The organism is Corynebacterium sp. MSK073 (assembly GCF_030232085.1).
Classification (GTDB): domain Bacteria; phylum Actinomycetota; class Actinomycetes; order Mycobacteriales; family Mycobacteriaceae; genus Corynebacterium.
Genome location: NZ_JASPIY010000013.1, coordinates 22,092 through 34,721, shown reverse-complemented (window position 1 = coordinate 34,721; position 12,630 = coordinate 22,092). Strand labels below are relative to the sequence as shown.

The following is a 12,630-nucleotide window of genomic DNA, read 5'->3' as shown; positions in this document are numbered from 1 at the left end:
AAGAAAGGACTCCTAAAATGTCTGCACTATTTATTAAGTACTCCCAGCTCACCCGCGCCCTCGTCCGCAACGATGAGGGGATGAGCACGATTGAATACGCCATGGGATCGCTCGCGGCCGCAGCGCTTGCCGGCGTGCTGTACATGGTCATCAACGGCGGCGGCGTGGTCGATGCCATCGAGGGAATTATCACCGATGCGCTATCGAATACTCCAAGCTAGCCGGGCGCACTAGAGAAACAGAAAGGAGGAATCATGCGCACGGTAGTCGATGACGATGGTTCCGTGACCATCGAGGCCGCCCTGGCATTAAGCTCCCTCGTCCTCGTGGCGGCGGGCATCATCGGTGCGATCGCGACGATGGCGTCCTATATCGCGGCGGTGGATATGGCGGGCGCGGCGGCTAGGTCGCACGCCATCGGCGTCGAGTACCAACCGGCGCGCGAGGATGCCCGGGTGAACGTGCAGGAAAGTGCGGGGCTTATCAGGGCATCGGTAAGCGTCGATGCTCCCATTGGCACCATGAGCGCGGAAGCGGTCTTTCCCGCCGAGGTGGCCGGCAATGACTAGCAGGCTCCGCGGCGAGGATGGATACGCCACCATCGCAGCCACCGGAATCATCGTCGCCATTGTCAGCTTATTGCTGGTCATCGTGGCGGTGGGATCTCGTGTGACCGCGCGCCATGAAGCGCAAGTGGCCGCGGACCTTGCCGCCGTGGCCGGCGCGTGGGCCTTAGCCACCGGCAAGGATGCATGTGCGGCCGCAGAAAGCACCGCGCGGGATAACGGCGCGAGCCTCGAGGAATGCACAGAAAATGTACCCGATATCATCGCCGTTGCCGCGGTGCGCGGCCAGAGCGCCAAGGCCAAGGCGGGCCCAGTCTAAACCGCGGCATCCTGCGTCATGGTGACGAGCGCGCCGAGCAGCTTGATGGCGCCGTCCTTGCTCAGAGGGTTATTGCCGTTGCCGCACTTGGGCGATTGCACGCACGATGGGCACCCGGCCTCGCACGGGCAGGAGCGCACCGCCTCAAAGGTGGCCGCGATCCACTCGGGGAAGCGGCGGAATCCCTCTTCGGCAAACCCGGCACCACCGGGGTGGCCGTCGTAAACAAAGACGGTGGGAAGCTGTGTATCCGCGTGCAGGGCGGTGGATACGCCGCCGATATCCCAGCGGTCGCAGGTGGCGATAAGCGGCAGCAGGCCAATGGCGGCATGTTCGGCCGCATGCAGGGTGCCGGGGATATCGGCGGCGGTAATGCCCATCGCAGAAAGCGCCAGCGGGTCGATGGTATAGGCCACGGCGCGGGTGGTCAGCCGCTGTTCGGGGAGATCGAGGGGGATATCGTCGCCGATGGTGCCATCGGCAAGCCGCACCTGGTAGCCGGTGACGCGGTCGGTGACCTCGACCTCCACGTCCGCCACCCACAAGCCCGGGGAATAATTGACCAGGTTATCGGCCTCGCGCACGATGCGAATATCCGTCGTGGAGCGCGGGGTAGTCGAATACTCGGGAGTCTCCGGGCGGGCGAGTGCCACATAATCGGCCAGGAGGAGCTCCTCGATGACAAAACTTTCGCCCTGGTGCAGGTAGACCGCGCCGGGGTGGACTTGGCTGGTCGCGCGGGCTGCATCGATGGTTCCCAAGAGCCGTCCATCAGAGGCATCCACGATCATGACCTCCTCGCCCGCCCCGCCGCGCAGCGATACCGCCGAGTGGGCGGTTTCCGGCGAGAGCTCTTCTGCGCTGGAAGCGGGAATCGGCACGGCGAACCACCCGCGCTCGCGGCGGCGCACGAGGCCTTGCTCCGCAAGCTGGTGGATGACATCGCGTGCACCCCACTCAGCAATGGTGGCATCATCCAGCGGTTTTTCCACCGCCGCGCAGTAGAGGTGTCCAAAGAGGATGTAGGGATTCGTGGGGTTAAAGACGCTTGCTTCTACCGGTTTTCCCAGTAGCGCATCGGGGTGGTGCACCAGGTAGGTATCCATGGGTTCATCGCGGGCGACGAGCACTACGAGCGAGCCTTGACCGCGGCGGCCTGCGCGCCCGGCTTGCTGCCAAAAACTGGCCACGGTGCCCGGAAACCCGGCGGTGACCACGGCATCGAGGCCGCCGACGTCGATGCCCAGCTCGAGGGCGGAGGTGGTGGCGACGCCTAATAGGGAGGCATCGTCAAGCGCCTGCTCCAACCGGCGGCGGTCCTCGGCCAAGTAACCGGCGCGGTAGGCGGCGATGCGCTGCGCGAAATCCGGCCGGCCCAAACTGCCGGAGAGAGTCTCGGCGGCTACCATCGCCACGACCTCGGCGGAGCGGCGGGAACGCACAAAGGTCATGGTCCGGGCGCCTTCCGCGATGAAGGTCGCCATCATCTCGGCGGCCTCAGTCGTGGCCGCGCGCCGGACGGGGGCGCCGTGCTCGCCTTCCGCACCCTCCAGGAATCCAGGCTCCCAGAGCGCGACCGTGCGCGCGCCGGTGGGGGCGGAATCCTCAGTAATCGCATGCGCCGGGCGGCCGGTGAGGCGCTCGGCATGCCGCGCCGGATCATTCATGGTTGCGGAGGCATAAATGATGGTGGGCCGCGATCCATAATGCCGGCACAGACGGAGCAGGCGGCGCACCACCAGGGCCACATTGGCGCCGAATACGCCCCGGTAGGAATGGCATTCATCGATGACAATGAACTCCAGGTGGCGCAGCACCCGCGCCCACCGCGCGTGCGCGGCCAGCATGGACATGTGCACCATATCGGGATTGGAAAACACCAGGCGCGAATGCTCGCGCACGCCCGCCCGCGACTCCTGGGGCGTATCGCCGTCATAGGGCGCGGGCACCACGTTCTTGAGCTCCGGAATCCCGCGGCACAGCTCGAGCGTGGACTGCAGCTGGTCCGATCCGAGGGCCTTGGTGGGGGCGAGGTAGAGCGCGCACGCGGTCTGATCCTCTGCCAGCCGGGTGAGGATGGGCAGCTGATAGCCCAGGGATTTTCCGGACGAGGTACCGGTGGAAATTACCGCGTCGCGGCCCTGCCACGCGCATTCGGCGAGCTCGGCCTGGTGCGCATAGAGCTTGCCGATGCCCCCATCTACCACCTTCTCCTTCAACCCCGGCAGCACCCACTCCGGCCAATCGGCGTAGCGGGCCCGTTGCGCCGGGAGCGTGGTGTGAAACGTCAGGGTGGACTCAGAAAGGCGCCGCTGGATGAGGTCTAGGAGCTCTTCACCAATGGGGTTATCGCCAGCCGGGTGAGACAATTTTTACCCCCTTGTGAGTTAAATCTATCGCTTTGGCGTGGAACGTGTCACACTGTTGACAGGCCAATGTTGTCTTGGTGCGGTTTTATACTTCACGGTACTGCTCGAGGACCCATTTACCGAATAACTACCGGCGCGGTTGTCCGCGCTACCTCTTTAAGAAAAGGAACTCAGTTCACCATGACTCAAGGAACCGTTAAGTGGTTTAACTCCGAAAAGGGATACGGCTTCATCGAGCGCGAGGACGGCGGCGGAGACATCTTCGTGCACTACTCCGAAATTCAGGGCAGCGGCTTCCGCACCTTGGAAGAAAACCAGAAGGTAAGCTTCGAGGTTGGATCCGGCCCGAAGGGCGACCAGGCGCAGGCCGTTTCCATCCTCTAACGCCTTTAGGGTTTTAAGCGCCCTAGGGCGTTTCGGCGTAGCCGCGGCGGGTATCCCACCACTCCATGATGTTGTTTTGGGCCTTTTGCAGTCCCAAGCCGATGAATACGGCGGCGATAATGCTGATAACCATCGCAAACAGTGGGGTATCGGAGAACGCTAAGCCGCCCACATAACCAATGGCCAAGGCCTGGAATGCCCAGAGCATCACGCCAATGGTGTCGAAGAAAAGGAAGACCGGCCAGGGAAAGCGCATTGACCCCAGCAAAATGGTCATAAAGAGCCTGGCTGAGGGGATAAAGCGCGCAATGATAATGGCCGCGCCACCGCCGCGGCGCATATTGCGTTTTACCCAGGTGAGGGCCTCGTAGGCCTTCGTACCTTTTTGAATGCGATTGAGCAGCGGCATGAACCGCGTGCCCAGCAAAAAGCACAGGTTATCGCCCAACATGGCGGCTACGAGCGCCGCAAAGAACATGGTGGGCAGGTGCGGAAATCCCTGCGATCCGGCCCAGGCGCCGGCCATATTCAGCGGGATTTCAGAGGGGAGCACTGGAAAGAAACAGTCCCCGAAAATGAGCAGGCCCACGATCGGATACACCCACTCCGTGCCCATGATGGCTTCAATCCACATCGTTACTGTGTCAACCATCTAATCCTCCACGGGGTGTGTTGTGGGTGTGCTATCGTCCCCAACAATGCTTTCACAGCTGCTGGACTTTCTAAAAAGGTCAGTATAGACCGGTTCGGTGGGGGTGCGAAGTGCCCCCTACAAAGCCTTTTGGTAGTACCAAGTATATGGTGCGAAGAACGGTATAAACCACCTGTGTACGCTAGGGGCGATTGCTGAAAGCGCACAAATTTTAATGTTCGCATCATCGAAAGGGATGAAGTCGAAGTGGCAGAAGCGGCCGAGCCGGGCAAAACTTTAGTGATTGTGGAGTCGGCGACTAAGGCGAAGAAGATCCAGCCGTACCTGGGAGATAACTACATCGTGGAGGCCTCCGTGGGGCATATCCGCGATCTCCCGCGGGGCGCTGCCGACGTGCCGGCGAAGTTCAAGAAAGAATCTTGGGCCCGCTTGGGTGTTAACCCGGAAGATGATTTCGCCCCGCTTTACGTCGTCAGCCCGGATAAAAAGAAAAAGGTCGCTGACCTCAAATCCAAGCTGAAGCAGTGCGATAACCTCTTGCTGGCAACAGACCCGGACCGCGAGGGCGAGGCCATTGCTTGGCACCTATTGGAGGTTTTAAAGCCCAAGGTGCCGGTGCGCCGCATGGTCTTTAATGAGATCACCAAGTCCGCAATTCTGGAGGCGGCGGAAAACACCCGCGACTTGGACTATGACCTTATCGATGCCCAAGAAACCCGTCGCATCCTCGACCGCCTCTACGGCTACGAAGTCTCCCCGGTGTTGTGGAAGAAGGTTATGCCGCGGCTTTCGGCCGGGCGCGTGCAGTCGGTGGCCACGCGGGTCATCGTCGAGCGCGAGCGCGAGCGCATGGCGTTTATCTCCGCCGATTACTGGGATTTGCTCGCCACCTTGGACGCGGGCGCTGGCAGCGGCGAGGGCCCGTCGGCCTTTGACGCGCGCCTGACCGCGGTTAATGGCAAGCGCGTGGCTTTGGGCCGCGATTTCGATGATCGCGGAAATGTGAAAACCAAGGACGTCATCGTCATTACCCAGCCGCAGGCGGAGGCCTTGGAAAAGGCCCTGCAGGGCGCGGGCATGAGTGTAGCCGGGGTAGAGCACAAGCCCTATACCCGCAAGCCTTATGCGCCGTTTATGACCTCGACGCTGCAGCAGGAGGCGGGCCGGCGCCTGCACTTTACCTCGGAGCGCACGATGCGTATTGCGCAGCGCCTCTATGAAAACGGCCACATTACGTATATGCGTACGGACTCCTCTTCGCTGTCCCAGCAGGGCTTGAACGCCGCGCGCAGCTCCGCGACCAGCATTTATGGCGAAGAATACGTCTCGGATTCCCCGCGCGTCTATGACCGCCGCGTGAAGAACTCGCAGGAGGCGCACGAGGCTATCCGCCCCGCCGGTGAGTCCTTTGCCACCCCGGGCCAGCTTTCTAGCCAGCTGGATGCGGAGGAATTTAAGCTCTATGACCTAATTTGGAAGCGAACCGTGGCCTCGCAGATGGCCGATGCCAAGGGCACTTCCATGAAGGTGGCGGTCGCTGGCACCGCGAACACGGATAACGGCACCTATGACGTCGAGTTCTCTGCAACCGGCCGCACCATTACCTTCCCGGGTTTCTTGAAGGCTTACGGCGCCGACGAGGATACGAGCAAGAAGAGTGAAAACCGCCTGCCGCACCTGGAGGAGGGCCGCGATCTTCAGGCCGAAGAGGTTTCGGCAGAAGGTCACTCCACCAACCCGCCGGCGCGCTATACAGAGGCCAGCCTGGTGAAAAAGATGGAAGATTTGGGCATCGGGCGCCCCTCGACGTATGCCTCCATCATCAAGACCATCCAGGACCGCGGCTACGTCGTCTCGCGCGGCAACGCCTTGGTGCCTTCGTGGGTGGCCTTCGCCGTGGTGGGCCTATTGGAAGAGAACTTCACCGAGCTGGTGGATTATGACTTCACCTCGTCCATGGAAGATGAGCTGGACTCGATTGCCACCGGCACGGAGGATGGCACGGACTGGCTCAACGGCTTTTACTTTGGCAACGCTGAGGCCAACGAGCACAAGGCGGCCTCCATCGCGCGGCATGGCGGGCTGAAATCGCTTATCGATGTCAACCTCGAGGCCATCGATGCCCGCAAGGTCAACTCGCTCAAGCTCTATACCGATTCTGAGGGCCGCGAGGTCTTCGTGCGCGTCGGCCGCTACGGGCCCTATATCGAGCGCGCGATCGGCACCAATGAGGACGGCAGCGTGGAATACCAGCGCGCCAACCTCTCAGAAACCGTGACCCCGGATGGGCTGAATGAACAGCTGGCGGAAAAGCTCTTTGCTACCTCGCAGGGCGGGCGTCAGTTGGGCGAGAATCCCGAAAACGGCCGCATGGTGGTGGCGAAGGAAGGCCGCTTTGGCCCCTATGTCACCGAGGTCGTCCGCGATGATGAGCGGGAGAAGGCCGAGGCAGAGGCCTTGGAGATCGTCGCCAAGGAGCGCGCCGAAGAGGATAAGCAGCGCGCCGAGGAAGGCAAGCGCGCCAAGAATTGGGAGACTAAGACGGCCGCGAAGCAGAAGGAAAAGCGCATCAATGACTACATTGATGAGAAGCTGAAGCCTGGCACAGCCTCGCTCTTTAGCTCGATGGAGCCGCTGACCGTCACGCTGGAACAGGCCCTTGAGCTGCTATCCCTGCCGCGCGAGGTGGGCGTGGACGACGGGGAGATGATCACCGCCCAAAACGGCCGTTACGGCCCATACCTGAAGAAGGGCACGGATTCGCGCTCGCTGGCTAAGGAAGAGCAGATCTTTAGCATCACCTTGGATGAGGCCCGCCGCATCTATGCGGAGCCGAAGCGTCGAGGCCGCGCAGCCGCACAGCCGCCGCTGAAGCAGCTCGGCGATAATGACGTTTCGGGCAAGCCTATGACCGTTAAGGATGGCCGCTTCGGCCCGTACGTCACGGACGGCACCACCAATGCGTCCCTGCGCCGCGGCGACGATCCGGAGCAGCTTACCGATGCCCGCGCCAACGAGCTCCTTTCCGAGCGCCGCGCCAAAGAGGCCTCTGGGGAGACGAAGAAGAAGTCCACGAAGAAGTCTTCTAAGAAGAGCACAAAGAAGTCGACGAAGAAATCGACGAAGAAGGCCACTAAGAAGGCCACTAAGAAGGCTTCTAAGAAGGCTTCTAAGAAATCCAGCTCGAAGCCTTCGCCCGGCACGAAGAACGTGGTGAAGGCCGGCTCGCGCAAGAAATAAGTGTAGAAATAAGTAAGGTGGCGGGCATGAATGATTTTCTTGCCCGCACCGAGGAGGGCACCGCGGCCTTGACCCGCGCGGTGTCCGAAACTTTTGCTGATGTCACCGACCCAGCCCGGCGCACGCCGCGGGGCTGGCGGCGTTTTGCGTACCTAACGCTAGGCGAGTCCACGGTGTGGGCCCGCCTCTTTGGCTGGAAGAAGGCCCATGCCGCCACGAGCGCGCCGCTTCTGCCGCTATTGGCAGCGGAGGCGCAGGACCCTACCCTGAGCCCCGCCCTGCTGGCCGGCGCGGTGGGGCAGGCGGAAAAGTCGCGCCGCTTGCACCGCCCCTCCCTCCTCGGGGTAGCTGGCGTTAGCGCTAGCCACGCGGCGTATTCGTGGGTGCTTTATCGGCGCGGCGCGCGCAACGATGCCCGCGGGTGGGGCCTGCGCGCCATCGCTTGGGTAGCGGCGATCGTCGCTGCGCGCAAGCAGCCCACCCGGACCGCGGTAGCGGTCGGCGGCGCGGCGGTGCTCACGACCTCGGCGCTGGCGGGCGATCCGTGCCTGCGCACCGATGCGACGAAGGGCTTGAGCCACGGCGCGAACCTCTTGGTTGCGGCGGAAGGCTTGACGGCGCTGCGGGCGCGGCTGTCTTTTGCTGAGTCTCAGCAGAAGACGCGGATACTGAAGAAAAACAAGAAACATCCCAAGCCCACGAAGGTGGCCCGGGCGGTGGGCGCGGCGGAGGCCGGCGCCTTTGCCCTGGGGCACTTCCTGCTAGTCGATGCCCTGACTAGGTAAGGCCCTGACGAGGTAAGCTCCGCTCCGGCTGCATGCTCGGCCCATAAGATAGCCGGCGGTGCACCACCTCGAGGGGCCCGCGCAGGCCCAGCGCCTCGAGCACGCAGGCACCAATTACGGTCACCAGCCACACGCCGCAGGCGAGGGCGGCTTGGCCGAAGGCGCCTAGCTCGTGGCCGTAGTCCAGCGTGAAGGGGTGCACGATAAGGAAAAACAGTATCGACTGGCCCACATAACCGCTCATGGATCGCTTCCCCAGCGCGACGAAGGGCCACAAGAGCACGGGCACGGAGGCACCGGCCGCTATCCGTTCTTGCACGGGCTGCAGGATAAGCGCGAGCCCGGCAAGGATCCCCGGCCCGGTTAGCACGCCGAGGGTGGAATTGGCGCTACTGGCGGCGTTCGCCCAGCGCTGATCTATGACCCCGAGGGTGCCCAAAGACCACAGCGTGCCAATGACCAGCGTTACGGCTGCGGCGATGGCCACCCAGCGCAGGAGTTGGGGGCGGTGAGAGGGGACATCGGCAAGCACGCCCTCGCGCGCCCACACAAAGCCCACCAGCATGACCGGCAGGTACATCAGCACGATGAGCGGGGCGGAGATGATCTGCGCGCCGAGGGTGAGAAGCTGGCTTAGCAGCAGGTCACCATAGGAATTCACGGTGCCGATGGCATCGACGGGGATATCGAGCCCGCCGTCCACCGCGGAGAAAATTAACGTTGCGATGCCGAGCACCGTCAGCGCCCCAAGCGCGATATAAGAAATCTTGCGCAGCGTAGAATTGTGCAGCGTGAGCAGCAGGGCAATGACTATGCCCGCTATGCCATAGACAAACATGATATCGCCCCAAAACAGCAGCACCATATGCACCGCGCCCAGTAGCGCGAGGAAGCCATAGCGCTTGGCGATGACCCTCCTCGCCTCCCGCAGCGGAAATCCCCGCCGCCACAGGCTCATCGCGATGAGCCCCACGCCGAAGCCCAGCAGGGTAGAAAACATGGGCAGGCCGCGGTTGTGCACGAAGAAAGCGCCGAAGACGACGGCGATTTTATCCAGCACGCTGTCATTGAGGATGCCGCCGAAATACGCGCCCGGCCGGTCTTCTGTGATGATCCACGCGGTGGTCATATTCGCTATCGCGATGCCTAAGAGCGCCATTCCGCGCGCCGCATCGGGCACGATGAGGCGGGTGCTTGCCATTAGATTTCGCACCTTTCTGCCAGGCTGGCGCGAATGGGGCGCGCCAACTGGGTCATGCGGCGGCGCCCGCGCAGCTCGATGGATTTCATGACGGTCCAGCGGGCCTGCTCCGCCTCGTTGGCGGTCTTTAGGGTGGCGGCGTTGGTCAAGACCTGGCCGGGGGTGTCCTTGGCCATTTCGGTTAGGCGGGCGGCCTCATTGACGGCATCGCCGATGACGGTGTACTCGAAGCGATCCGCGCCGCCGATGTGGCCGGCCACCACGTGGCCGGAGGCGACGCCGATGCCGGCCTGCAGCTCGAGCCCGCGCAATTCGCCGCGTAGCTCGCGGGCGGCCTGCAGCGCCATCGAGGTCGAGTCGTACACGTTGAGCGGCGCGCCAAAGACGGCGAGGGCGGCATCGCCCTGGAACTTATTGATGATGCCCTTATTGCGGTGCACTACCGTCACGACGTGTTCGAAGAATTTATTGAGCTCCGTGACCACTTCTTCGGGCGAGTGGTTGACAGCGAAGGTGGTGGAACCGATGACATCGATAAATAGCACCGCGACCTTCCGGTCCTCGCCGCCCAATTCGGGGCGCTCATCAAGGGCGCGCTGGGCCACCTCGGTGCCTACGTAGCGGCCGAAGATATCGCGGACACGCTGGCGCTCGCGCAGCCCGCGCATCATCTCATTGAAACCTGCCTGCAGGACGCCGAGCTCGGATCCATCGTAGATATCGACCTCGGCATCGGCCTCGCCGCGGCGCACGCGGTTAATTGCATCCTGCAATTCTACGATGGGATCGACCACGCTCATGATGGCGAAGCTGGTGCCGATAAATCCGGTGGCCAGCGCGGTGAGCGCGAGCGCCACGATGGCCGGAATAATCTCGCTAGCGTCGCCGGAGAAGAGCCTGGTGTGCTGGCCCAGCAGCACCAACACGATGCCGAGCAGCGGCACCCCGGAGGTCATCAGCCAGGTGGAAAACAGGCGATACTTGATGGGTGGCTCGACGGTGGAATCTTCAAAGCGGCGGGCGACGGCCTGCGCGGCGACGGGCCGCACGAGGCGCTCTGCCTGCAGGTAGGTCAAGATGATGACCACTAGGCCCGCCAGGGTGGTGGAGACACCCACGACGAGCCCGAGCCGCCCGGATTGCCCGCTGGAGATAGCCACCGTCAAGATGATGCCGATGAGCCAGACCGCGGCCGCGACCAGGGATTGGTACACGGGGATGCGCAGCACGAGGGTGCGCACCATATTTGGATCGTGCGCATCGGGATTGCGCTGCCAGTCCAGCACGGGGCGGAAGAGCAGCAGGGTAGCGGCGATGCCGATGATGACGGCAAAGATGAGGTAGACCGCCGCCACTCCCTTCAGGTTGGGTAACTCGGCGGCAAAGTCCTCGATTTCCGGCATGGGCAGGAAATAGAGGATGAAGGTCATGATCGCGATGGCGCCGATGAGATTGGCGCCCAAGACCAAGGCAGCGTATACCGGCCATTGGGTTCCCATAAGCCAACGAGCGCCACGCAATAGTCTGTTCATAACTACTTACTGTAGTAAGACCAGTAGGCTAGAGCGAGTGAATACGGGAAGCGTTGCGCAACGATTGGCAGATACCCCAGGTGTGGCCCGCACTATCTTGGGTGCCGCGCGGGCGGCGCGGGGGATGCCGGGGGCAGATCCGCGGGCGATGAGCCATTCCTGGCTCTTTACTGGACCTCCCGGCTCTGGGCGTTCCTTGGCCGCAATCGATTTCGCGGCCGCGCTCATGTGCACCGATCCAGAGGAACCGGGCTGCGGAAAATGCGAGGCCTGCCGCGCCGTGCTGGAGACTAAGCAGCACACGGATTTGGTCTTGGTGGACCCGCAGGAGGTCATCATCCCGGTGGATACGGTGCGCGAGGTCATTGGGCGCGCCGCGAGCTTGCCCACGGTCGCCCCGTGGCGCGTGGTGATCTTCAATAACGCGGATCGCCTCAACAATAACGGCGCCAACGCGCTGCTCAAGACGGTGGAGGAGCCGCCGGAGCGCACCGTGATCATCATGTGCGCGCCTTCCGATGCCCCCGAGGACTTCTCCCAAACCCTCCGCTCGCGCTGCCGGCACCTGTACATCCCCTCGCCGTCGGTGGACAATATCGTTGCCCAGTTGGTGAGCGAAGGCGCCTCGGATCACGATGCCCGCCTCGCCGCCGTCACTTCCCTGCGCCACGTGGGCAGGGCGCGCCACTTGGTAGCAGATCCGACGGTGCAAAAGCGCCGCGCTGTGGCCATCAACCTGGCCGAGGACATCTTCCACGAATCCCAGGGCTTTCAGGCGGTGACCTCGCTTCTCAAGCTGGTGGATGCGGAGGCGAAGGAATCGCACAAGGAGGAAGAAGAAGCGGAGCTGGCCAAGCTGGAAAATACCTTTGGCGTGGGCGCGAAGGGCAAGGGCGCGGCGAAGGCGCAGCGCGATGCCCGCTCCGCCATCAAAGACTTGCAGGAACAGCACAAGAAGCGGGCGAAGCGGCGGGTCATCGATAACCTCGATTTGGTGCTCGTCGATCTCTCCGGAATCTACCGCGACGCGCTGATGACAAAGGTGGGCACGCAGGTGGAGATGACCCACCCGGATTTCGCGGGGCTATCCGGCGAACTGGCGCAGCGGGTGAGCGAGGAGGGCCTCTTGGAGTGCCAGTCCGCCATTTCTTATTGCCGCGAGCAGCTGACCCAGAACGTGGGCACGCAGATTGCCTTCGACGGCTTGGTGGGCAGGTTGCGGCGGGCCTGCCTCTAAGGCCGGTCTTTAGCGCCGGCCCGCCAAAAACCGACCCTGAGCCCCGATTTCTTTTCCGCGCCACCCCTGCGATAGAATCGCCAGTGCTGCTTAAGCAGCGCGCCGCCTTAGCTCAGTCGGTAGAGCATTTCACTCGTAATGAAAAGGTCGCGAGTTCGATTCTCGCAGGCGGCTCCATTTTTTATATGTGCGGGTTTCTTCCTTAATATAAACTCTCCTTCAATAGACGCAGGCCATATGGCCTCGATGAGAGAAGGAACGAGACACTGCTTATTGCTACCGTCGCAGCAGAAATCCTCTTTTGGGCGTGCCTTATTCTGGGCGGTGTTCTCCGATACATCGTCA

11 protein-coding genes and 1 tRNA gene are annotated in these 12,630 nt (G+C 62.6%); 8 read left to right on the top strand and 4 right to left on the bottom strand.

Going from position 1 to position 12,630, the window contains the following annotated elements; genetic code table 11:
• Nucleotides 1-17: 17 nt before the first annotated feature.
• The 3 genes from QP970_RS09160 to QP970_RS09150 are packed head-to-tail and all read left to right on the top strand — an operon-like array spanning nucleotide 18 to nucleotide 885.
• Nucleotides 18-221, top strand: a complete 204-nt coding sequence (locus QP970_RS09160) for a DUF4244 domain-containing protein (protein ID WP_005276515.1) — start codon at nucleotides 18-20, stop codon at nucleotides 219-221.
• A gap of 33 nt (nucleotides 222-254) precedes the next feature.
• Nucleotides 255-569 carry a hypothetical protein gene (locus QP970_RS09155; RefSeq protein ID WP_284849730.1) on the top strand — a complete coding sequence of 105 codons (315 nt, stop codon included), beginning with the start codon at nucleotides 255-257 and terminating at the stop codon, nucleotides 567-569.
• Nucleotides 562-885 (top strand): Rv3654c family TadE-like protein, encoded by a 324-nt coding sequence (locus QP970_RS09150; RefSeq protein WP_284849729.1) that lies wholly within the window; start codon nucleotides 562-564, stop codon nucleotides 883-885. The genes QP970_RS09155 and QP970_RS09150 overlap by 8 nt, the downstream gene beginning before the upstream one ends.
• Here the strand turns inward: QP970_RS09150 and QP970_RS09145 are convergent.
• Nucleotides 882-3,254, bottom strand: coding sequence for a DEAD/DEAH box helicase (locus QP970_RS09145; RefSeq protein WP_284869870.1), 2,373 nt, complete (start codon nucleotides 3,252-3,254; stop codon nucleotides 882-884). The two genes, QP970_RS09150 and QP970_RS09145, sit on opposite strands and share 4 nt — an antisense overlap.
• 180 nt (nucleotides 3,255-3,434) lie before the next feature.
• Between QP970_RS09145 and QP970_RS09140 the strand changes: the two genes are divergently transcribed.
• Nucleotides 3,435-3,638 carry a cold-shock protein gene (locus QP970_RS09140; RefSeq protein ID WP_005276524.1) on the top strand — a complete coding sequence of 68 codons (204 nt, stop codon included), beginning with the start codon at nucleotides 3,435-3,437 and terminating at the stop codon, nucleotides 3,636-3,638.
• Between the two features lie 22 nt (nucleotides 3,639-3,660).
• Here QP970_RS09140 and QP970_RS09135 read toward each other — a convergent pair whose 3' ends face one another.
• On the bottom strand, nucleotides 3,661-4,290 hold the full coding sequence (locus QP970_RS09135; protein ID WP_284849727.1) for a DedA family protein: 630 nt from the start codon (nucleotides 4,288-4,290) through the stop codon (nucleotides 3,661-3,663).
• A gap of 246 nt (nucleotides 4,291-4,536) precedes the next feature.
• Between QP970_RS09135 and topA the strand changes: the two genes are divergently transcribed.
• Both topA and QP970_RS09125 read left to right on the top strand, forming a co-directional pair.
• A complete protein-coding gene (gene topA, locus QP970_RS09130) occupies nucleotides 4,537-7,530 on the top strand; it encodes a type I DNA topoisomerase (protein ID WP_284869869.1) in 2,994 nt (997 codons plus the stop codon).
• 26 nt (nucleotides 7,531-7,556) lie between these two features.
• On the top strand, nucleotides 7,557-8,315 hold the full coding sequence (locus QP970_RS09125) for a hypothetical protein (protein WP_239275269.1): 759 nt from the start codon (nucleotides 7,557-7,559) through the stop codon (nucleotides 8,313-8,315).
• Here QP970_RS09125 and QP970_RS09120 read toward each other — a convergent pair.
• The gene (locus QP970_RS09120; RefSeq protein WP_239275271.1) at nucleotides 8,308-9,516 is read right to left on the bottom strand and encodes a DUF418 domain-containing protein; all 1,209 of its coding nucleotides are present in this window, start codon (nucleotides 9,514-9,516) and stop codon (nucleotides 8,308-8,310) included. The two genes, QP970_RS09125 and QP970_RS09120, sit on opposite strands and share 8 nt — an antisense overlap.
• The gene (locus QP970_RS09115) at nucleotides 9,516-11,048 is read right to left on the bottom strand and encodes an adenylate/guanylate cyclase domain-containing protein (RefSeq protein WP_239268910.1); all 1,533 of its coding nucleotides are present in this window, start codon (nucleotides 11,046-11,048) and stop codon (nucleotides 9,516-9,518) included. The genes QP970_RS09120 and QP970_RS09115 overlap by 1 nt, the downstream gene beginning before the upstream one ends.
• A gap of 37 nt (nucleotides 11,049-11,085) precedes the next feature.
• Between QP970_RS09115 and QP970_RS09110 the strand changes: the two genes are divergently transcribed.
• Both QP970_RS09110 and QP970_RS09105 read left to right on the top strand, forming a co-directional pair.
• Complete coding sequence (locus QP970_RS09110) at nucleotides 11,086-12,285, top strand: DNA polymerase III subunit delta' (protein ID WP_239268908.1); 1,200 nt, start codon at nucleotides 11,086-11,088, stop codon at nucleotides 12,283-12,285.
• A gap of 101 nt (nucleotides 12,286-12,386) precedes the next feature.
• Nucleotides 12,387-12,462 (top strand) — tRNA-Thr (locus tag QP970_RS09105).
• The last annotated feature ends 168 nt before the right edge of the window (nucleotides 12,463-12,630 follow it).

Bases quoted from the DNA above. Each gene is read 5' to 3' on its own strand.
- QP970_RS09135 (WP_284849727.1), bottom strand. From the start codon at position 4,290: ATGGTTGACACAGTAACGATGTGGATTGAAGCCATCATGGGCACGGAG.
- QP970_RS09115 (WP_239268910.1), bottom strand. From the start codon at position 11,048: ATGAACAGACTATTGCGTGGCGCTCGTTGGCTTATGGGAACCCAATGG.
- QP970_RS09155 (WP_284849730.1), top strand. From the start codon at position 255: ATGCGCACGGTAGTCGATGACGATGGTTCCGTGACCATCGAGGCCGCC.
- QP970_RS09160 (WP_005276515.1), top strand. From the start codon at position 18: ATGTCTGCACTATTTATTAAGTACTCCCAGCTCACCCGCGCCCTCGTC.
- QP970_RS09125 (WP_239275269.1), top strand. From the start codon at position 7,557: ATGAATGATTTTCTTGCCCGCACCGAGGAGGGCACCGCGGCCTTGACC.
- QP970_RS09140 (WP_005276524.1), top strand. From the start codon at position 3,435: ATGACTCAAGGAACCGTTAAGTGGTTTAACTCCGAAAAGGGATACGGC.
- QP970_RS09150 (WP_284849729.1), top strand. From the start codon at position 562: ATGACTAGCAGGCTCCGCGGCGAGGATGGATACGCCACCATCGCAGCC.
- QP970_RS09120 (WP_239275271.1), bottom strand. From the start codon at position 9,516: ATGGCAAGCACCCGCCTCATCGTGCCCGATGCGGCGCGCGGAATGGCG.